Genomic DNA, 19,033 nt, shown 5'->3' on the forward strand with positions numbered 1-19,033 from the left:
AAAATAGGCTAGCGGTGCGGGCGGAGCGGGGCTCAGCTCACTTGCCCGGCCGACGGCTTCTTGTCGTTGTCGCTCACGACCTGGCCGGCAGGCTTTTCAGCGGGCTTGCCGTACGCGGCCTGCTTGCGATCGGGCGTATTGCCGCGCGGCTCCAGTTCGCTGCGATAGGCCATCGACACCGGCTTGGGCGCCACCGTGACACCGGGGCGCACACGCATCAGGCCATTGACCACGATGTTCTCGCCCGGCTGCAGGCCCTTGCGGATCACGCGCAGCCCTTCATACGACGGGCCGAGGTCCACTTCGCGATACTCCAGCTTGTTGGTCTTGTCGACCACCAGCACGAACTTCTTGCCCTGGTCGGTGCCGATCGCACGATCGTTGATCAGCACGGCGGGATGCGGCGTGCCGCCACCGAGCTTGACCTTGGCGTACAGGCCCGGCAGCAGGCGTCCATCCTCGTTGTCGAAGATGGCGCGCACACGGATGGTGCCGCTGCGCGTATCGAGCCGGTTGTCGACCGAATGAATCTTGCCCTTGTGCGGGTTGCCGTCCTCGTTGGCCAGGCCCAGGAACACCGGCAGGTCGTTCTTGCCGCCGCCGGCACCCGGCGCCGTGTAGCGCAGGTAGCTCTGCTCATCCACATCGAAGCTGGCGTAGACCGGGGACACCGACACCACCGTGGTCAGCGCCGGGGACGCCGCACCGGCGGCCACCAGGTTGCCCACCGTGATCTCGGCACGCGACACCTTGCCCGCGACCGGGGCAACGATGCGCGTGTAGCCCAGGTTCAGCCGGGCCACCTCCAGCGCGGCCTGCGCGCCGCGCACGTCGGCCGTGGTTTCGCTCGCGGCGTTGATCCGCTCGTCGAATTCGCGGCGCGAGATCGCGTTGTCGTCCAGCAGGCGCTGCGCACGGATCTTTTCGGACTGGGCATGCGAGGCGCGGACCTGCGCGGCAGCCACCGCGGCTTCGGCGCGGGCGACTTCCGCCGCATACGGGCGAGGATCGATGGTGAAGAGCGGATCGCCCTTCTTCACGATGGAACCCTCGCGGAAGTGGACCGTTTCGATGGTGCCGGAAACACGCGGGCGGATTTCCACTCGATCCACGGCTTCCAGCCGGCCGGAGAATTCATCCCATTCGGTGATGGTCTGGCCCACGGCCGCCGCGACTTCCACGGGAGCCGCCGGCGGCGGGGTGTTGGCCTGGGCTTCCCCGCCATGCCAGGGCCGCAGCACCGAGGTGGCCACGCCGGCGCCAAGGACTGCCACGATGGCAATGGCGATCAGCGTGCGTCGAGACTGATGATTCATTTTCTTCACTCCGTATTTCTGTCGGGTTTTCTTCAACTGGAAAAGCAAAAGGCCGAACGCGTCCCGCCGGGCCTGCGAGGCCCGGAAATCAGGGGAAATAAGGGTTCGTCCCGGCCGGGATGACCGGGGCTATGCCAATACCGCTGCCAGCCTCAAAGGGCGCTGACGAGGAAACTCCGGACGCTTACTGATTGCTTCTCGCGCCGGGCCGGCGTTCGGGCCGGTTATGAGGCGTCGTCGGCCTGTGCGAAACATTCGCGCAGGAACCGCGCACCTTCGTTGACCCATGCCTGGCACTTCTCATGGGATTGTTCCACCCCGTCGCCGCAGCCACCGGGCATGATCAGAGTCCTGGCCGGAATGCCGGCCTTCACGAGCCGCGCGGCGAACGCTTCGCCTTCGGCACGCAACGCATCCTGTTCGGCCACCTGCACCAGCGTCCGGGGCAGCCCCACCAGGCGGGAGGCCAGTGCCGGCGCGGCATACGGGTGCACGCTGGCGGCCGGCGTCGGGAGATAGTCCCGGTAGTTGCAGGCCAGCCGGCGCAACATTTCCATCGGCACCTGCCCCTTGGCGGCCATCGACGCATGCTGCAGGCACGGGTCCGTCACGGGCCGGATCAGCCACTGGCCGACCGGCTGGGGCATGGCGCGGTCGCGCAGCATCTGCGACAGCGCAATCGCCAGGTTGCCGCCGGCTTCCTCGCCGACCAGCGCAAAACGAAGCTTGTCCAGCTTCAGGCGGCGCGCATGCTTGATCACCCACGCCACGGTATTGACCGCATCTTCGGGCGCCGCCGGGAACGGGTGATCCGGGGCCAGCGAATAGGCTGGCGTCACCACCACGGCCGGGACCGACTCCGCCAGGTCCCGCACCAGTTGCCTGGCCGCATCCACGCCACCGTCCACAAAGCCGCCCGTGTGCAGGTACACCAGCCACGGCAGCAACGCGGCCCCGGCTCCCGGCGCGTAACCGGCCGGATAGCACACGCAGACCTGTATCTCGCGGTCTCCGCTGGAAACGATATGCTGGTCCACACGCCCTTCTCCCTTGCCTGCGGCCGACGTTGCGGCGGTGGTACGGGGGGACACGGTCTTGGACATGGTGGGTACGACGCCTGCACGGGCCGCCGATACTGTGTTGCGATGCAACGGATTATGGTGATTGACAGCAGTGGGATAAAGCAACAGATTGCCAACTCACTGTTTCTGGAGTGGAATAATCAGCGAAGTGAAACCACACGTCTTGGCAAGGACACCCGAAATGTGATTCACTCCGGTCCTTCGGTGTGCGCGCGACGTGGGGAACAGCGCGGCGCCGAGCCCCCAACCCTCCACCCCTCCCCGCTCCGGCCGCCACTGGCGGACCGCCGGCAGCCAATCCAGGCCGCGCACTTGACATGCAGCAGAGCCGCTCCCGCCAGACACCATCCTTCGGAACGTAGTAGCCCGGTCTCACCCCTTTCGGAAGCAACATCATGGATCGTCTTGTCTCTATGCAGGCATTCACCCGGGTGGTGGATGTCGGCAGCTTTGCGCGCGCGGCGGAGTCTCTGGACCTCCCCAAGGCAACGCTCACCCGGCTCATCCAGAACCTGGAAACCCATCTGGGCGTCAAGCTGCTGCACCGGACCACGCGTCGCATCAGCGTGACCACGGATGGCGCCGCCTATTACGAACGCTGCGTGCGCATCCTGGCGGATGTGGACGAAGCCGAGCAGTCCCTCACGCGACACAACAACTCGCCGCGCGGAACACTGGCGGTGGACACCACCGCCGGACTGGCCCAGATGGTGCTCGTTCCCCACCTGCACGACTTTTTCAACGCCTATCCCGAGCTGAAGCTGGAGCTGACCATCAATGGCAAGCCCATCGACCTGCTCAAGGAAGGCGTGGACGTGGTGCTGCGCGTGGGTACGCTCGATGAAAACATGGTGGCGCGGCGTATCGGCCAGCTGAAGCTGGCCTACTATGCATCGCCCATCTACCTGCGGCGATTTGGCACACCGGGCGACCTCACGGAGTTGGCCCAGCACAAGGGCGTCAACTACCTGTCCAACCGGACCGGACGCGAAATGCCCTGGACGCTGACACGTGGCGGGGAGCGCAGCGAAATCCTGCTGCCGTCGGCCATCTCGACCAATGACGCCGACGTCTACGTGGGCTGCACGCTGGAAGGCCACGGCATCGCCCGCATTGCACGCGCGATGGCGGAGCCGTACGTCAACAGCGGGCGATTGGTGGAAGTCATGGCCGACTGGCAAACCGACGAGTTGCCGATCTCCGCGATGTATCCGCAGAACCGGCACCTGTCCGCCAAGGTCCGCGTGTTCGTCAACTGGGCGGCCGACGTGTTCTCGCGCCATCCGCATTTTGGTGCGGTACCCCAGCAGCTAGCCGCCGCCTGACGCGAAAGGCAACGACTCCCGAAACACCCCCCGCGCGGGGGTGGTCCTTCACGCTGCCACACAGCCGCTCACTGGCGGCCGATCTCCTGCAGCATGCGCGTCATCAGGTAGAGGCGCGGCACGATCGAGTCGAGTTCGATGTACTCGTCGCGTGCGTGATAGCCAAACCCTGACAACCCGAAGCTTTCCAGCACCACCGCCTTGCCGGAGCGACCGGCGTAGCCCGCATCCGTGCCGCCGCCCGTGCCGGGAATCAGCATCAGCGTGCGCCCGTCCAGTTCGGCATAGATCTGCTGGGCGCGCCGAGCCAGTTCCTTCGCGCGCGCATCGGCGACATAGGCGGGACGTCCCTCCTCCATCGTCACCGTGGTCTGCGTATCCGGCACCAGATGGCCGGCGCTGACCTTCTCCTGCAGGGCCGCCTGCAATTTTTGCGCGGCGCCGCCGGCCGTCACGCGCACGTCGCCGAACGCGCTGGCCGTCTCCGGGATCTGGTTACGCGCATCGCCCGCCTTCGCCGTCGTCCAGTTCAGTTGCGACCCCGGCACGGTGGTGGCCACGTCGCGCGTTTGCTGCAGCTGGTAAGCCAGCTCCAGCAGGGCGTTGCGGCCCAGCTCCGGCGCCGCGCCCGCATGCGACGACCGGCCCTTGACGCTCATGGTCGCGGATGCGGTCCCGGCCGCGCCGAGCAGCAGCGACTCGGACTTCGCCACAGCCTTGGCGACGTTCGGCTCGCAGGACAGCACCACGTCATGCTGGTCGGCCAGCGCGGCGATGGTTTCGCCCGATCCCACCGACCCCACCTCCTCGTCCGAATTCAGCAGCACCGTCAGTTGCGCATAGTCGTTCCAGCCCTTCGCCTTGAGGATTTCCAGCGCGTGCAGGATCACGGCGATGCCGCCCTTGTCGTCGGCGATGCCCGGGCCGTACAGGCGGTTTCCCTCCTCGCGGATCGGCTGCGTCGCGAGGATATTGGCCGGATACACCGTGTCCATATGGGCGATCAGCATGATGCGCCGCTTGCCGGTGCCCGTCAGCGTTGCCTTGACCATGCCGCCGGCGCCGCGCGTCGCCGGCAGGCGCTCGACCTTCGCACCCAACGCGGCGAGGCGCTTGCCGGTGAAGGCCGCCATCCGTGCGAGCCCTTCGCCGTCGGCGCTGCCGGATTCGATCGACACCATGTCCTTCAGCGACTGCACCACGGCCGGCTGGGCCGCACGCGCGGCGTCCAGCAGGCCGGCGTCGGGGCCAGCGGCCATGGCGCTGCCGCAAGCGAAGGCTAGGGCCGCGGCGACAGCAATGCGACGAAGGGAAAGCGGCATGAGATCTCCTGTTCTTGTGCAGTTGGAAACCTCGGATGCTAGCGCTTGCACGGTCTTCGGGGGAGCGTCAATCTGGCCGATTCACGGGCCAATCCCGCCACGCACGCCGTCTCCGTCGGACTTCGCGCAGACGCCACGTGTGGAATGTGCCCGCGTGCTTGTCGGGGTAACGCTGCGCGGCAAGCGGTTTCTCGACGCTGCCTGCAGCGACAGTCATTGCGCGGCGTTCCGACTGCGATTGGGGAGCAATGAACCTGTCGATGCTGGGCGCCGCGCGCGCCTGGTATTTGCGCGCCAGGCATTTGCGCGGTTTACCTTGTGTGCAAGGCGGCCGCACTGACACATGGAGGAGGTACCGGCTGCCCGGCGGGAGGATCCCGCGGACAGCCCGGGGGCGAGCAAGACAGCGCGTTGCGCGCTAGCTGCTCAAGGCAACGTGATTGACGACGTTTTCCACGCCCTGCACATACCAGGCGTCGCGCTCCACCTGCTTACGCGCGCCCTCGCTGGACGCATAGCCGTCCAGCGTCACCACCTTGTTCTCCGTCCGCACTCTGATGCGCGCGGCATCGACAAAGGGATCGGTCTCCAGCACCAGTTGCAGGGCTTCGGTGATTTCCTCATCGCTATCGCGCTCCGCAGGCGCCACGACCAGATCATTGACCACGCAGCGGCAGCCACGTGACCACCATGCCAGCACGCCCGCCAGCCGCATGTGCGAGAGGCTGATCACCTGCCCGTTCAACGTCACGACACCGTCGCTCGCGAATACCTCGATCCATCCGCTGCGCTCCCCCACGGCCTCGCGGACCGGCTCCACATGCCCTTTCACCTTCGCGCAGATCTTGCAGTTGCGAAAGTCGATCGCGTTGAGCAATCGCTCGCAGACGGCATCGCGCAACTCGCCGTCCCCCACGGGCGGGCTGCCATCCGTCACGCGCAGGTGATCGATCACGGTCGTTACGCCCTCCACGCGCCGCAGTTGCGCAGCCGCCAGGGTCTTGTCCACGATATGAGCCACTTCTCCTTCTAGGATCAGCGCGCCGTCAGAGATGCGCAGGTTAATAATGGGATGGATGTGGTGACCGTGATAAGGCACATGCGCCAACGCGGCACGGGCCTGCGTCAGCACAGCTTCGCTACTCTGCATGATGTCTGTCTCCCCATTGGACGTGGAGATGGGATGGAGCGCGCCCCTGCCTGCGAGCACGCGTAGCGCGGACACGCACGGCGGAAGGCCGGGGTCCGTCTACGCATTATAGGTAGCGTGCCGGAGAGAAAGCGGGCCCATGCGTGCGACATCGACGCAATACGCGCGCCGTCATGCAGCCGCGTCCGACAACGCCCGTGCCGGGCGCTGTCCTCATGAACTGACGTGGGAAAGGACGCGGGAAGTGGTGTGGAAAGTGATGCGCGAAGTGATGCGGAAAGTCAGGAGCGAAGCGGCGCGGGCCGTCAACCGCCCACGCCGAGTGATCCAATCATCGCTATGAGGCCAGCTTCGCCTTCTCCTGGTTGCGCAGGATGAAGCGCTGCACCTTGCCGCTCGGCGTCTTGGGCAGTTCGGCCACGAACTCGATCTCGCGCGGGTAGGCGTGCGCGGCCAGCCGGTTACGCACGTGCAAGCGGAGTTCTTCCGCCAGTTCCGGCGATGGTGCATGTCGCGGGCCCAGCACCACGAATGCCTTGATGATCTCGGTACGCTCGGGGTCCGGCTTGCCGATGACGGCGGTCTCCACCACCGCCGGGTGCTCGATCAGCGCGCTTTCCACATCGAACGGTCCCACGCGGTAGCCCGACGTGGTGATGACATCGTCGGCACGGCCGATGAAGCTGATGCTGCCATCCGGGTTGAGCTCCGCGGAATCGCCGGTGAGGTAATACTGCTTGACGAAGCTGTGCGTCGGCGTGCCGTGATAGCCGCCAAACCAGCACATCGGCGATTGCGACATGTCCACCGCTAGCGTGCCCGGACTGCCCGGCGGCTGCTCGTTCATCTCGTCATCGACCACCACAACCCGGTGGCCCGGGCTGGAGAATCCCGCGGCGCCGGGGTGCACCGGGTGGCGCAGCGCGTGGTGATTACATAGCACCATGCCGAGCTCCGTCTGGCCGTAGTGATCGTGGATCGTGGTGCCGAGTTCGCTGGCGAACCAGCGGATGACTTCCGGATTGAGCGGCTCGCCCGCACTGCTGACCGCGCGCAGCTTGCCGCGCAACGGGCCTGAGGCGGCCTCCCCGCCGGCGATCAACAGCCGGTATGCGGTGGGCGATCCGGCGAGGTTCGTGATGCCGTACTTGTCGATGACACGGCAGGTGCTTTCCACGCTGAACGGGCCATCGTAGAAGGTGGTGGGATGGCCCAGCGCCAGCGGCCCCGTCACCGCGTAGTAGAGACCGTAGGCCCAGCCCGGATCGGCCAGGTTCCAGAACGCATCCTCGGGACGCAGGTCGATGGCGTCGCGCATATAGCCCATGAATGCCGCGATGGCTTTCAGCGGCACCTGCAGCGGCTTGGCCGGGCCGGTGGTGCCGGACGTGAACATCAGCAGGAAGGGATCGTCGCCCGTGCGCATCATCGGTGCGAACGCGGCGGGCTGGCGGTCCATTTCCGCCCAGAAGCTGAAGTCCCCGCGCACGATGCCACGGCCCTTCGCGCCGCCCACCGTCATGATCTCGGGGCAGCCCGCCACGTCATCGAGCTTGGCGCGATTGCCACCATCGGTGACCACGAGTTTTGCGCCCGACGATTGCAGGCGGTGTTCGATGGCCTTGGGGCCAAACGCGGTAAAGAGTGGCTGGTAGACCGCGCCGGCGCGCCAGGTGCCGAGGATCGTCGCGAGCAATTCTGGCGTGCGCGGCAGCAGCCCGGCCACGCGGTCGCCGGGCTGCACGCCCCGTGCACGCAGGAAGTTGGCGAAGCGGGCCGACAGCGCCTGCAACTGGGCGAAGGTATAGGTCTCCGCGCTGCCGTCGCGGCCTTCCCAGAACAGCGCGATGCGTCCCGGCAAGGCATGACGGTCACAGCATTCGATGCACGCGTTCATCGATGCGAGATTGCCATCAAGCTGGCTCCCGATCGTATCCGCATAGGAAAAGCCCGCCATGGCTTCAGCGTAGTCGCGCATTGCTTGTCTCCTGGATAATCGTGCGGGCGGTGTTGCCCCGCCATGCGCCCGAGTGTGGACGCGGCCGGCGGCGGAGGCAATAGCGGGAAACACCATGGTCCTTGACGCGTGCGGCCGGCACGCCGACGATAGACGCCCGAGCCGACCCTCCGGGAGCCCTGCGATGTGCACGAACTACGCGCCGGTACAGCAGCGGATATTGCGCGAGATCTTCGGCGTGGAGCCGCCGCCGGGGCTCTACAAGGAGGAGATCTATCCCGATTACGCGGCGCCGCTCATTCGCGCGGCCGTTGACGGTCCCCGTGAAAGCACGCTCGCCACGTTCGGCATGGTGCCGCGCACGCGCACGCCGCCCGGCGCGCGCCGCTACGACACGACCAATGCCCGCAGCGAGACCGTTGGGGAGCGCCCGACCTTCGCGAAGCCCTGGCGCCAGGGCCAGCTCTGCCTGGTGCCGGCGAGCGCGTTCTACGAATTTGCGTATCCCGAGGACGGCACGCCGGAATCGCCGGGTAAACCGGTGCGCTGGAAGATCTGGCTGCCGGAGACCGAGGGTTTCGGCATCGCCGGTCTCTGGCGAGCGTGGCCCGATGACGCCGTCTCGTTCACGTTGCTGACGGTCAACGCGGATTTGCATCCCATCCTGAATCGCATGCACCGGCCGGGGACGGAGAAGCGCTCAGTGGTCGTCGTGCCGGAGCCGGACTGGGACGACTGGCTGCGCTGCCGCGACCCGGAACTGGCGCGCAGCTTCCTGCGTCTGTTCCCCGCCGGGCGGATGCGTGCCGAGCCGGCGCCTGTGGTTGCGCCCGCGCGGTCCGCGGCGCCGCCCGCGGGGCAGGCAAGCGGCGAGGAGAGCGGCAGCAAGCGCGGCGAAAAGCCCGATCCGTCGGGAACGGGGTCCCTGTTCTGAGCCCTCCGACCTGAGCCCGGACCCCGTCCCCCATCTTCGCGGGCTCGCCCGCCGCCCCCCCTCACCGCCTCCGTCAGCTTCCGCACCCCGATTCCGCGCGCCTCGCAGCCCCCGATTGGGTGACGCGGGCGCCCCACTGACAGAGGGTGTCAGCCGTAGCGCTGGCTGCCCATACTGCCCTGATACCGGCCATCAGAGCCGGCTCAACCAGGTCAGAACAATGCAAAACGCAGTCTCTTTTGTCGGGTATGGTCTTGCCTTCCTGATCGCGGTGATCGTCGCCGCGCGCTGGATCTATCTTCATCACCCCGCGCTTCGGGAGCCGGAGTCCGGCGACACCAAACGCCCCGACCCGCCCACGCGACCGTTGTCACCGGACTGACATCCGGCCACTGTCCCCCGCCCTTTTCCCTTGCTCCGCGCGCCATCGCCGGCGACGCGGGAACTGCTGCCGTCCGCCGCTGCCTTAGCTTTTCCGCGCGCGCGCCGGCCTACCGGTGCGCGGCCTTCTGCTGCACAATGCGCCGGAGGGCGCCCTGCGCGCGGCATCCACAGAAAAATGAGGGATAACGGATGGCTACTTCCAACACATTGCCGGCGTGGACAGTCTGGGCGCCGCTGGCCGCCTGGGTCGCCTTTGGCGTGGGCGTCATGCTGCCGGGACACGGCTGGCTGATCGCGGTCATGGCGGCGGCACTGGCCGGCGCCGTGTTTTCGGCGGTGCACCACGCCGAGGTTGTCGCCCACAAGGTCGGGGAGCCATTCGGCACGCTGGTGCTGGCGATTGCCGTGACGGTGATCGAAGTGGCGCTGATCGTGTCCGTGATGCTGTCCTCCGGCCCGGAAAAGGCGGGGCTGGCGCGCGATACCGTGTTCGCCGCCGTGATGATCATCTGCAACGGCATCGTGGGGCTCTGCCTGTTCGTCGGCGGCCTGCATCATCGCGAGCAGGCCTTCCAGGCCCCGGGTGCCACCGCCGCGATGGCGACGCTGGTGGCGCTGCTGGTCCTGACGATGGTGCTACCCAATTTCACCAGCTCCATACCGGGGCCGGTGCTGACGTCGTCCCAGCTGGCGTTTTCCGGCGCGATGTCGCTGATCCTCTACGGGGCCTTCGTGTTCGTGCAGACCATCCGACACCGCGATTACTTCCTGGTCGAAGGCAGCTCGAACGAGGACGACCACGCGCCGCCGCCTCCGGCGCGCGTGGCCGCAGCCAGCGGCGCGTTGCTGGTCGTGTGCCTGGTGGCCGTCGTCGCGCTGGCCAAGATGCTATCGCCGTCGGTGGAAGCGGCCGTGCTGAACGCCGGCCTGCCGGGCGCCGTGGTGGGCGTGGTGATTGCTGCGCTGGTGCTGCTGCCCGAAGGCCTGGCCGCGATGCGCGCGGCGCGGCTGGACCGGCTCCAGACCAGCATGAACCTGGCGCTCGGCTCGGCGCTGGCCAGCATCGGCCTGACGATTCCGACCGTGGCGGCCGTGTTCATCACGCTGGGCCGGCCGCTGGAACTGGGGCTCGGCCCCAAGGAAATGGTGCTGCTGTTCCTGACGATGATCGTCTCGTCGCTGACGCTGGGGAGCGGACGGACCACGATCCTGCAAGGCGTGGTCCATCTGGTGATCTTTGCCGCCTACCTGTTCCTGACTATCGTGCCCTGATCCGCTGGCGACACGGCGGGCAACGCGGCAGGCGACGCAACCACGGCGGCTAGCGCTGCGCCAGGAAGCCGAGCACCGCGTCGCCGAACGCTTCCGGCAGTTCCCAGTTGGAAAGGTGCGCGGCCGACAGCGACAGGTAATACGCGCCGTCAATCGCCCCGGCCACCAGCCCGCCTTGCGCGGCCGTCGTCGCCAGATCGTGCTCGCCGGCAATCACCAGCACTGGCGCATCGATCTCCGGCAGCAGCGCACGCAGGTCCGCATCCCGCACGGCGGCGCAGTTGGCGGTGTAGCCATCGGCGCTCGTGGTCTCCAGCATCCGGCGCACGGGCGCCATCTCGTCGCGCCGGGTCAGCAGATAGTCCTCGGTAAACCAGCGCGCCAGCACGCCATCGACAATGGCGCTCATGCCGTCGCGTCGCACGGTCTCGATGCGCGTATCCCACACGGACGCGGGACCGATCAGCGCGGCGGTGTTGGCCAGCACGAACCGGCGGAAGCGCGCCGCGTGATGCCGCGCCAGCACCATGCCGGTCATGCCGCCCATCGACAGCCCACAGAAATGGGCGCGCTCGATGCCCGCGTGGTCCATGATCGCGATCACGTCTTCCGCCAGCTCATGCATGCCGAACGATGCCGCCGGCAGCGCGGAGCGGCCGTGCCCGCGCGTGTCATAACGCAGCACACGATACTGCGCGGTCAGCGCGGCCATCTGCGGGTCCCACATCTCGAGCGTGGTCCCCAGCGAGTTCGACATCACCAGCACCGGCTTGTCGCTGGCGCCTTCCAGTACGTAGTGGAGATTGCGGGTCGGCTCAGTCGGCATGGATGCCTCGCTCGCGAATCAGCGCGCCCCACTTGACCGTTTCCTTCGCCAGATGATCCTTCAGGCCCGCCGGCGTGCTGCCGATCGGTTCCGCGCCGATGCCCGCCAGCCGCTGCTGCACCGACGGCTTCTTCAGCGCGTCCAGCATCGCCTTGTTCAGCGCATCGATGACCGGCTGCGGCGTCCGCGCCGGCACGAACGCCGCAAACCACGGCGACAACTCATAGCCGGGCAAGCCCGCTTCCGCGACGGTCGGCACGTTCGGCAGCGCCGACGACCGCTTGCTCGTCGTGACGGCGATCGGCACCAGCTTGCCGCTGTCGATATGCGGCTTGGCGGAGGTGATGCTGTCGAACATATAGTCCACCTGCCCGCCGAGCAGGTCGGTCATCGCCGGGCCCGATCCCTTGTAGGGGATGTGGAGCAGATCCACGTGCGCCATCGACGTGAACAGCTCGCCGGCCAGGTGAATCGACGTACCGTTGCCGGCCGATGCATAGGTGTACTTGCCGGGCTTGGCGCGAGCGTTGGCGATCACCTCGTTGACCGTTCTGGCCGGCGTCTTCGCCTTGTTGGTCACCAGCACATTGGGGACCACGGCCAGCAGGGAAACCGGGGCGAAGTCCTTGACCGGGTCATAGCTGAGCTTGCCGTACAGCGCCGGATTCACCGCCATGCCGTTGGCCACGATGATCAGCGTGTAGCCATCGGCGGGGGCACGCGCCACCAGTTCCGCGCCAATATTGCCGCCGGCGCCGGGGCGGTTTTCCACCACCACCGCCTGGCCAAGCGTCTTCGCCATGTCCTCGCCCAGCGTGCGGGCAATATTGTCCATGGCGCCGCCGGCCGGGAACGGCACGATCCAGCGAATCGGATGATCGGGGTAGGCAGCGTGGGCAGCGCCAGATGCCAGTGCGGCGGCAGCGAACAGCGCCGCGCTCAACGACGAGAACTTCATTGTCTCCATTCCTTTTTCAGCGTGATCCGGTCAGCGGATCGACGAGGGGTGCCTGGCCAGCGGCGTGACGTGAATCTTCATGTAGGAGAACAGCGGCAGGCCGGACAGCAGCGTATGCAGTTCATCGTTCGATTCCACATCGAACACGCTGTAGTTGGCGTATTCGCCCACCACGCGATACAGCGCCTGCCACTTGCCCTGGCGCTGCAGGTCCTGCGCGTAGGCCTTTTCGCGGGCCTTGATCTCATCGGCCTGTGCGGCCGACATGTCGTGCGGAATATTGACGTCCATCCTGACGAGGAACAGCACGGTGGTCTCCTGAGTTGAATGTTCGGTGCGCGCCTTCAGGCGGCCTTGCGACGATAGTGCGCGAGCTTGTCTTCGTCCAGCGACAGGCCGAGCCCCGGCCCCTGCGGCAGGTGCAGCGCGAAGTCCTGGTAGGTGGGTCGCGCGGTGACTACGTCGTCCTTCAGCAACAGCGGCCCGAACAGCTCCGTGCCCCACGCCAGTTGCGGCAACGTGCAGAACCCGTGGGCCGCGGCGATGGTGCCGACGCTGCCTTCCAGCATCGTGCCGCCATACAGCGCGATGCCCGCCGCATCCCCCACCGCTGCCGTGCGCAGCATGCCGAAGATACCGCCGGACTTGGCGATCTTGAGCGCAAACACATCCGCGCCGCCGATCCGTGCCAGCTCCATCGCGTCCTCCGGTCCCGTCACGGCTTCGTCGGCCATGATCGGCACGATGAAACGCGCCGCCAGCCGGGCCAGCGCCGTGCGTTGCTCGCGGGGCGTGGGCTGCTCGATCAGGTCGATGCCTGCGGCTTCCAGCATGGCGATGCCGGTGGCGGCATCGGCCTCGTTCCACGCCTGGTTGACGTCGACGGTCACGCGGGCGCGGTCGCCCAGCGCGCGCTTGATGGCGGCAACGTGTGCCACGTCGTCACGCACGCTGCGACGGCCGATCTTGAGCTTGAACGTGTTGTGGCGGCGCTCGGCCAGCAGGCGCTCTGCTTCCTCGATGTCACGGGCGGTGTCGCCGCTGGCGAGGGTCCAGAGCACCGGCAGCGTGTCGCGCACAGCTCCACCCAGCAGCGTGGCCAGCGGCACGCCCAGGCGCTTGCCCTGCGCGTCAAGCAACGCGGACTCCAGCGCGGACTTGGCAAAGCGGTTGCCGCGCGCCACCTTGTTCAGGCGAGCCATCGCGGCGTGCACGTTGGTGGCGTCCTGGCCGACCAGCGCGGGCGCCAGGTATGTGTCGATCGTCAGCTTGATGCCCTCGGGGCTTTCGTCGCCGTAGGACAGGCCGCCGATGGTCGTGGCCTCCCCGATGCCCTCGGTGCCGTCGCTGCAGCGCAGCCGCACGATCACCAGCGTCTGCTGCTGCATCGTGGCCATGGCCAGTTGGTGGGCCCGGATTGTCGGGAGATCGACCAGAATGGCCTCGATGGCGGAAATTGTCGTAGTCATACCTTCCTGATGCAGTGAGACGAGTGGATTGGAGTATGGTCCTTGACTTTGCTGGCGTCCAAGACCGATGATGTCTGATTCCATACCTTATGGGTATGCCTCGCATTCAGGCCGCGCCATCAACGGACAGACCATGGAACTCCGCCACCTCCGCTATTTCCAGACCGTCGCCCAGGAACTGAATGTGACGCGGGCGGCGGAAAAGCTGCATATGGCGCAGCCGCCGCTGTCGCGCCAGATCCGCCAGTTCGAGGAAGAAGTCGGCGTGGCGCTGTTCGACCGCGTCGGGCGGGGGCTGAAACTGACCGAGGCCGGACGCTTCCTGCTGGAACAATCGCTGCAGCTGACCCAGCGGCTGGAGGAAACGCTGGACGGCACGCGCCGGATCGGCCGCAACGAGAAACGGTGGTTCGGCATCGGCTTCGTGCCGTCGGTGTTGTATGGGGTGCTGCCGGAACTGATCCGCGAATTGCGTGGCGACGATAGCCAGGTGGAGGTCGGCCTGACCGAGATGATCACGGTGCAGCAGCTGGAGGCCTTGAAGTCCGGCCGCATCGACCTGGCGTTCGGCCGGCTGGCGTTGAACGACCCCACCATCGTCCAGCAGGTGGTGATGGCGGAGCCGCTGGTGGCGGCCATGCCGATGTCGGCGCCGCCGCTCGAGTCGCCACTCGATGCCGAGGCGCTCGCCCGCCAGCCTTTGATCCTCTATCCGGCCCGTCCGCGCCCCAGCTACGCGGACCACGTGCTGTCGCTGTTCCGGGCACAGGGGCTGCAGCCGCGCGTGGTTCAGGAAGCCAACGAACTGCAGACTGCGCTGGGGCTGGTGGCGGCGGGGCTGGGCCTGACGCTGGTGCCTGCATCGGTGCAGCGCCTGCATCGTGACGACGTCCGCTATGTGCCGATCGAGGTGCCCGGCTTTGTTTCGCCGGTGATCATGAGCTACCGGGCCGGCGATGGCTCGCCGTACTTGGCGCGGGCCGTGGCCTGGGTGATGCAGCAGGGCAAGGCCTGAGGCCACGCCGAAGCGCCGTTCCTTCGAGGGCTACTCCTGCGCCGGCGGCAGGTACTCCATGCCGATTTCCTCGTAGAGCCGATAGATCATGTCGAGCATCGCGCGCAGGTCGGCGGATTCGTCCAGCGTGCGCATGCTCATGATGATCGGCGATACCAGCTTGGGGTCGTCCAGCTCCAGGTAGGTCACGTCGTCACGCTTGAGCCCATAGACGCTGCTCGGCACCACGGAGACGCCCTCCCCGGCCGCCACCAGCCCCAGCGCGATCTGCAGCTCCCTCACCTCCTGGATCTTGCCCGGCCGCAACGCGCGGTCATGAAATCCTGCCAGCACTTGGTCGGCAAAGCTCGGGCGCGGCGCCTTGGGGAAAATGATCAGCGTCTCATCGAGCAGGTCGTGCAGCGACAGCACCTGGCGCCCTACCGACAACGGATGCCCCAGCGGCAACGCCACGATCATCCGCTCCTCGCGCAGCACCACGCGGCGCACGCCGGGGTCATCGTGCCGGATGCGTCCGAAGCCCACATCGATGCGCCCTTCCTTGAGCGCCTTGATCTGGTCCATGGTGGACATCTCGTGCAGCGTCAGTTCGATGTCGCTGTGCTCGGTGCGAAAGCGCCGGATGATGCGCGGGAGCATTCCATACAACGTCGAGCCGACAAAGCCAATCGACATGGTCCGCTCGATCTTGCCGACGCGCCGCGTCATCGCCTCCAATTCGGCCGTCTGCGCCAGCAACTGCAGCGCGTGCGTGTAGAAGAACCGCCCGGTGTCGGTCAGCTTGAGCGGCCGCGAGTTCCGCTCGAACAGCGACACCCCGAGCGTTTCCTCTAGTTGCTGGATCTGCCGCGAGAGCGGTGGCTGGGCGATATGGAGCCGTTCGGCGGCGCGTGTGAAGTTCCGTTCCTCCGCCACCGCCACGAAGTACCGCAAATGTCTCAATTCCACTTCCATACCTCAACGGTATTGTCCAGATACTAAATCAGTCTTGGACGGCCAAAATACCCGTCAACTATGCTCTGTACCAAGTCGGACAGCAAGCCTTGATACCCGCAGGGCATTAACTGACCGATCGTTCGACATCCCACACAAGACATCTGGAGCGAGACAAATGACGCACGCCGAGATCGCAGCGCTGGTGAAGCAGTTCCTTGTTGATACCGCCACGCAAGGCACCCCCAACCCGCGCGTCCAGCAGGTGGTCGTCCGCCTGACCACGGACCTGTTCAAGGCCATCGAGGATCTGGACCTGAGCCCGAGCGAAGTCTGGAAGGGCCTCGAATATTTCGCCGAAGCGGGCGCGACCCATGAGCTGGGACTGCTGGCCGCCGGCCTGGGCCTGGAGCGCTTCCTGGATATCCGCGCCGATGAAGCCGAGGCCCGCGCCGGCCTGACCGGCGGCACGCCGCGCACGATCGAAGGCCCCCTCTATGTGGCCGGCGCCCCGGAATCCACCGGCTTCGCGCGCCTGGATGACGGCAGCGAGGACGGCAAGGGCGACATCCTCTTCATGCAGGGCACCGTCTACGATACCGACGGCAAGCCGCTGCCCGGCGCCAAGGTCGAAGTCTGGCACGCCAACCTGCTCGGCAACTACTCGTTCTTTGATACCACGCAATCCGCTTTCAACCTGCGCCGCACCATCGTCACCGACGCCAACGGCCGCTACCAGTTCCGCAGCAATGTGCCGATGGGCTACGGCTGCCCGCCGCAAGGCACCACGCAGCGCCTGCTGGACCTGCTGGCGCGCCACGGCCGCCGTCCCGCGCACATCCACTTCTTCGTCTCCGCACCCGACCACCGCAAGCTGACCACGCAGATCAACATCGACGGCGACGAATACCTGTGGGATGACTTCGCCTTTGCCAGCCGCGACGGCCTGGTGCCGGCGGTGACGCGCATCGACGACCCTGCGCAACTCGACAAGCACGGCGTGGACCAGCCCTACGTATCGATCGACTTCGACTTCCGCCTGATCCGCGAAGTGGCCGACGCCCCGCCCGCCGAAGTCGAACGCCTGCGCGCCGCCGCCTGACGCGGTATCAGCAGACGCCAGCGGCGTCCGCCCCCTCCCTCATTCGTCATCGCCGGCCGCCGCGTGTGCGGCCGGGAAATACCCGGCAGGAGACAACATGATTCCGATCCATCTGGATACCGGAGCGGGCACCGCTCGTCCGCGTCGCGTGGAAGACCTCGACAAGTTCCTGGTCGAAGACAAGGCCACCGGTGACTACCGCCTGCACCGCAGCGCATTCACCGACGAAGCACTGTTCGACCTGGAGATGAAGCACATCTTCGAGGGCAACTGGATCTACCTGGCGCATGAAAGCCAGATCCCCAACAACAACGACTACTACACCACGCATATCGGCCGCCAGCCGGTGGTGATCGCCCGCAATCGCCAGGGCGAGCTGAATGCCTTCATCAACGCCTGCAGCCATCGCGGCGCGATGCTCTGCCGCCACAAGCGCGGCAACAAGGCCACCTATACGTGCCCGTTCCACGGCTGGACCTTCAACAACAGCGGCAAGCTGCTCAAGGTGAAGGACCCCGAGCAGGCCGGCTATCCGGAATGCTTCAACAAGGAGGGCTCGCACGACCTGAAGAAGGTGACGCGCTTTGAAAACTATCGCGGCTTCCTGTTCGGCAGCCTCAATGACGATGTGCTGCCGCTGGCCGAATTTCTCGGCGATGCCGCGCGCATCATTGACATGATCGCCGACCAGTCGCCCGATGGCCTGGAGGTGCTGCGCGGCTCGTCGACCTACACGTTCGCCGGCAACTGGAAGCTGCAGGCCGAGAACGGCGCCGATGGCTACCATGTCTCCGCCGTGCACTGGAACTACGCCGCCACCACGAACCACCGCAAGCAGCAGAACGAGCAGGAAGACAAGATCCGCGCCATGGACGCCGGGAAGTGGGGCAAGCAAGGCGGTGGCTTCTATGCGTTCGACCACGGCCACATGCTGCTGTGGACGCGTTGGGCCAATCCGGAAGATCGCCCCAATTTCTCGCGCCGTGACGAGTTTGCCGAGCGCTGCGGCCCGGAAACCGCCGACTGGATGATCCAGAATTCGCGCAACCTCTGCCTGTATCCCAACGTCTACCTGATGGACCAGTTCGGATCGCAGATCCGCCTGCTGCGTCCGATCTCGGTGGACCAGACCGAAGTCACCATCTACTGCATCGCGCCGAAGGGGGAACCCGACGAGGCCCGCGCGCGCCGCATCCGCCAGTACGAGGACTTCTTCAACGTGAGCGGCATGGCCACGCCGGACGACCTGGAAGAGTTCCGCGCCTGCCAGCAGGGCTACGCGGGGCAGGCGCTGGCCTGGAACGATATGTGCCGTGGCGCCACGCACTGGATCGACGGCCCGGACGAGGCCGCGCAACGCATCGGCCTGAAGCCCGTGATGAGCGGCCTGCGCACTGAGGACGAAGGTCTCTACACCGTGCAGCATCGCTACTGGCTGGAAACCATGAAGCGCGCCGTGGCGCAGGGAGATGCCGAATGAGCGCCGCCGCGATCCAACTGGCCGACGTGACGGCCTTCCTCTACCGCGAAAGCCGCCTGCTCGACGACGAGCACTGGGACGAGTGGCTGACCTGCTACCACCCCGAGGCCCAGTTCTGGATGCCGTGCTGGGACGACGATGGCAAGCTCGTGACCGATCCGCAGCGCGAGATTTCGCTGATCTTCTACCCGAGTCGCCAGGGGCTGGAAGACCGCGTGTTCCGCATCAAGACGGAACGATCGAGCGCGACGATCCCCGACACGCGCACCAGCCACAACCTCAGCAACATCGAGATCGAACAGGTCGACGGCCATGTCGCCACGGTGCGCTTCAACTGGCACACCCTCGCGCACCGCTACCAGACCAACTACAGCTACTTCGGTATGTCGCGCTACGTGATCGATTTTTCCACCGGCACCCCGCGCATCCTGAACAAGTACGTCGTGCTCAAGAACGACTACATCCATCAGGTCATCGACATCTATCACATCTGAATCCGGCTGGAGGA

General features: G+C 66.4%; 18 protein-coding genes. 8 read left to right on the plus strand and 10 right to left on the minus strand.

The window, feature by feature from the left end:
- Positions 1-32: 32 nt before the first annotated feature.
- A complete protein-coding gene (locus tag AC1DOX_RS21835) occupies positions 33-1,316 on the minus strand; it encodes an efflux RND transporter periplasmic adaptor subunit (protein WP_441620643.1) in 1,284 nt (427 codons plus the stop codon).
- A gap of 224 nt (positions 1,317-1,540) precedes the next feature.
- Positions 1,541-2,419 carry an alpha/beta hydrolase gene (locus AC1DOX_RS21840; RefSeq protein ID WP_441620641.1) on the minus strand — a complete coding sequence of 293 codons (879 nt, stop codon included), beginning with the start codon at positions 2,417-2,419 and terminating at the stop codon, positions 1,541-1,543.
- Positions 2,420-2,793: 374 nt separating this feature from the next.
- Between AC1DOX_RS21840 and AC1DOX_RS21845 the strand changes: the two genes are divergently transcribed.
- Positions 2,794-3,723: a LysR family transcriptional regulator gene (locus AC1DOX_RS21845; RefSeq protein ID WP_092143577.1), complete on the plus strand. Its 930-nt coding sequence runs from the start codon at positions 2,794-2,796 to the stop codon at positions 3,721-3,723.
- 68 nt (positions 3,724-3,791) lie between these two features.
- Here AC1DOX_RS21845 and AC1DOX_RS21850 read toward each other — a convergent pair whose 3' ends face one another.
- The 3 genes from AC1DOX_RS21850 to AC1DOX_RS21860 form a co-directional block, all read right to left on the minus strand.
- Positions 3,792-5,045 (minus strand): M20/M25/M40 family metallo-hydrolase, encoded by a 1,254-nt coding sequence (locus AC1DOX_RS21850; RefSeq protein ID WP_441620638.1) that lies wholly within the window; start codon positions 5,043-5,045, stop codon positions 3,792-3,794.
- A gap of 418 nt (positions 5,046-5,463) precedes the next feature.
- Positions 5,464-6,195, minus strand: coding sequence for a BON domain-containing protein (locus AC1DOX_RS21855; protein ID WP_441620636.1), 732 nt, complete (start codon positions 6,193-6,195; stop codon positions 5,464-5,466).
- 337 nt (positions 6,196-6,532) lie between these two features.
- On the minus strand, positions 6,533-8,173 hold the full coding sequence (locus AC1DOX_RS21860) for an AMP-binding protein (protein WP_441620634.1): 1,641 nt from the start codon (positions 8,171-8,173) through the stop codon (positions 6,533-6,535).
- A gap of 163 nt (positions 8,174-8,336) precedes the next feature.
- On the opposite strand from AC1DOX_RS21860, the gene AC1DOX_RS21865 reads away from it, so the two are divergent.
- The 3 genes from AC1DOX_RS21865 (at position 8,337) to AC1DOX_RS21875 (ending at position 10,742) form a co-directional block, all read left to right on the plus strand.
- Positions 8,337-9,086 carry an SOS response-associated peptidase gene (locus tag AC1DOX_RS21865; RefSeq protein WP_441620632.1) on the plus strand — a complete coding sequence of 250 codons (750 nt, stop codon included), beginning with the start codon at positions 8,337-8,339 and terminating at the stop codon, positions 9,084-9,086.
- A 220-nt stretch (positions 9,087-9,306) separates the two neighbouring features.
- A complete protein-coding gene (locus AC1DOX_RS21870) occupies positions 9,307-9,468 on the plus strand; it encodes a hypothetical protein (protein ID WP_176861108.1) in 162 nt (53 codons plus the stop codon).
- Between the two features lie 191 nt (positions 9,469-9,659).
- Positions 9,660-10,742 carry a calcium:cation antiporter gene (locus AC1DOX_RS21875; protein ID WP_441620630.1) on the plus strand — a complete coding sequence of 361 codons (1,083 nt, stop codon included), beginning with the start codon at positions 9,660-9,662 and terminating at the stop codon, positions 10,740-10,742.
- Between the two features lie 49 nt (positions 10,743-10,791).
- Here AC1DOX_RS21875 and pcaD read toward each other — a convergent pair whose 3' ends face one another.
- The 4 genes from pcaD to AC1DOX_RS21895 are packed head-to-tail and all read right to left on the minus strand — an operon-like array spanning position 10,792 to position 13,995.
- Positions 10,792-11,568 (minus strand): 3-oxoadipate enol-lactonase, encoded by a 777-nt coding sequence (gene pcaD, locus AC1DOX_RS21880; RefSeq protein WP_441620628.1) that lies wholly within the window; start codon positions 11,566-11,568, stop codon positions 10,792-10,794.
- Entirely contained in the window at positions 11,558-12,535 is a 978-nt protein-coding gene (locus AC1DOX_RS21885; RefSeq protein WP_441620626.1) for a tripartite tricarboxylate transporter substrate binding protein, read from the minus strand. The genes pcaD and AC1DOX_RS21885 overlap by 11 nt, the downstream gene beginning before the upstream one ends.
- Before the next feature lie 21 nt (positions 12,536-12,556).
- Entirely contained in the window at positions 12,557-12,835 is a 279-nt protein-coding gene (gene catC, locus AC1DOX_RS21890) for a muconolactone Delta-isomerase (protein ID WP_441620624.1), read from the minus strand.
- Positions 12,836-12,870: 35 nt separating this feature from the next.
- Positions 12,871-13,995 (minus strand): muconate/chloromuconate family cycloisomerase, encoded by a 1,125-nt coding sequence (locus tag AC1DOX_RS21895; protein WP_441620622.1) that lies wholly within the window; start codon positions 13,993-13,995, stop codon positions 12,871-12,873.
- 133 nt (positions 13,996-14,128) lie between these two features.
- Here AC1DOX_RS21895 and AC1DOX_RS21900 point away from each other — a divergent pair, with 133 nt between their 5' ends.
- Positions 14,129-15,010, plus strand: coding sequence for a LysR family transcriptional regulator (locus AC1DOX_RS21900; RefSeq protein WP_477101550.1), 882 nt, complete (start codon positions 14,129-14,131; stop codon positions 15,008-15,010).
- Positions 15,011-15,040: 30 nt separating this feature from the next.
- Here the strand turns inward: AC1DOX_RS21900 and AC1DOX_RS21905 are convergent, their stop codons facing one another.
- Positions 15,041-15,958 carry a LysR family transcriptional regulator gene (locus AC1DOX_RS21905; RefSeq protein WP_092143596.1) on the minus strand — a complete coding sequence of 306 codons (918 nt, stop codon included), beginning with the start codon at positions 15,956-15,958 and terminating at the stop codon, positions 15,041-15,043.
- A gap of 163 nt (positions 15,959-16,121) precedes the next feature.
- Between AC1DOX_RS21905 and catA the strand changes: the two genes are divergently transcribed.
- The 3 genes from catA to benB all read left to right on the plus strand — a co-directional run bounded on the left by catA (position 16,122) and on the right by benB (position 19,019).
- Positions 16,122-17,045 (plus strand): catechol 1,2-dioxygenase, encoded by a 924-nt coding sequence (gene catA, locus AC1DOX_RS21910; RefSeq protein WP_441620617.1) that lies wholly within the window; start codon positions 16,122-16,124, stop codon positions 17,043-17,045.
- Positions 17,046-17,142: 97 nt separating this feature from the next.
- On the plus strand, positions 17,143-18,525 hold the full coding sequence (benA, locus tag AC1DOX_RS21915) for a benzoate 1,2-dioxygenase large subunit (RefSeq protein ID WP_441620615.1): 1,383 nt from the start codon (positions 17,143-17,145) through the stop codon (positions 18,523-18,525).
- Complete coding sequence (gene benB / locus AC1DOX_RS21920; protein ID WP_441620613.1) at positions 18,522-19,019, plus strand: benzoate 1,2-dioxygenase small subunit; 498 nt, start codon at positions 18,522-18,524, stop codon at positions 19,017-19,019. Before benA ends, benB begins: the two co-directional genes overlap by 4 nt.
- Positions 19,020-19,033 lie beyond the last annotated feature (14 nt).

It is taken from the genome of Cupriavidus sp. 01L415 (assembly GCF_056400065.1).

Excerpts from the sequence above, each read along its gene's own strand:
- benB (WP_441620613.1), top strand. The coding sequence starts at position 18,522 with ATGAGCGCCGCCGCGATCCAACTGGCCGACGTGACGGCCTTCCTCTAC.
- catA (WP_441620617.1), top strand. The coding sequence starts at position 16,122 with ATGACGCACGCCGAGATCGCAGCGCTGGTGAAGCAGTTCCTTGTTGAT.
- benA (WP_441620615.1), top strand. The coding sequence starts at position 17,143 with ATGATTCCGATCCATCTGGATACCGGAGCGGGCACCGCTCGTCCGCGT.
- AC1DOX_RS21885 (WP_441620626.1), bottom strand. The coding sequence starts at position 12,535 with ATGGAGACAATGAAGTTCTCGTCGTTGAGCGCGGCGCTGTTCGCTGCC.
- AC1DOX_RS21855 (WP_441620636.1), bottom strand. The coding sequence starts at position 6,195 with ATGCAGAGTAGCGAAGCTGTGCTGACGCAGGCCCGTGCCGCGTTGGCG.
- AC1DOX_RS21865 (WP_441620632.1), top strand. The coding sequence starts at position 8,337 with ATGTGCACGAACTACGCGCCGGTACAGCAGCGGATATTGCGCGAGATC.
- pcaD (WP_441620628.1), bottom strand. The coding sequence starts at position 11,568 with ATGCCGACTGAGCCGACCCGCAATCTCCACTACGTACTGGAAGGCGCC.
- AC1DOX_RS21900 (WP_477101550.1), top strand. The coding sequence starts at position 14,129 with ATGGAACTCCGCCACCTCCGCTATTTCCAGACCGTCGCCCAGGAACTG.
- AC1DOX_RS21840 (WP_441620641.1), bottom strand. The coding sequence starts at position 2,419 with ATGTCCAAGACCGTGTCCCCCCGTACCACCGCCGCAACGTCGGCCGCA.
- AC1DOX_RS21835 (WP_441620643.1), bottom strand. The coding sequence starts at position 1,316 with ATGAATCATCAGTCTCGACGCACGCTGATCGCCATTGCCATCGTGGCA.
- AC1DOX_RS21845 (WP_092143577.1), top strand. The coding sequence starts at position 2,794 with ATGGATCGTCTTGTCTCTATGCAGGCATTCACCCGGGTGGTGGATGTC.
- AC1DOX_RS21860 (WP_441620634.1), bottom strand. The coding sequence starts at position 8,173 with ATGCGCGACTACGCTGAAGCCATGGCGGGCTTTTCCTATGCGGATACG.
- AC1DOX_RS21875 (WP_441620630.1), top strand. The coding sequence starts at position 9,660 with ATGGCTACTTCCAACACATTGCCGGCGTGGACAGTCTGGGCGCCGCTG.
- AC1DOX_RS21870 (WP_176861108.1), top strand. The coding sequence starts at position 9,307 with ATGCAAAACGCAGTCTCTTTTGTCGGGTATGGTCTTGCCTTCCTGATC.
- AC1DOX_RS21895 (WP_441620622.1), bottom strand. The coding sequence starts at position 13,995 with ATGACTACGACAATTTCCGCCATCGAGGCCATTCTGGTCGATCTCCCG.
- AC1DOX_RS21850 (WP_441620638.1), bottom strand. The coding sequence starts at position 5,045 with ATGCCGCTTTCCCTTCGTCGCATTGCTGTCGCCGCGGCCCTAGCCTTC.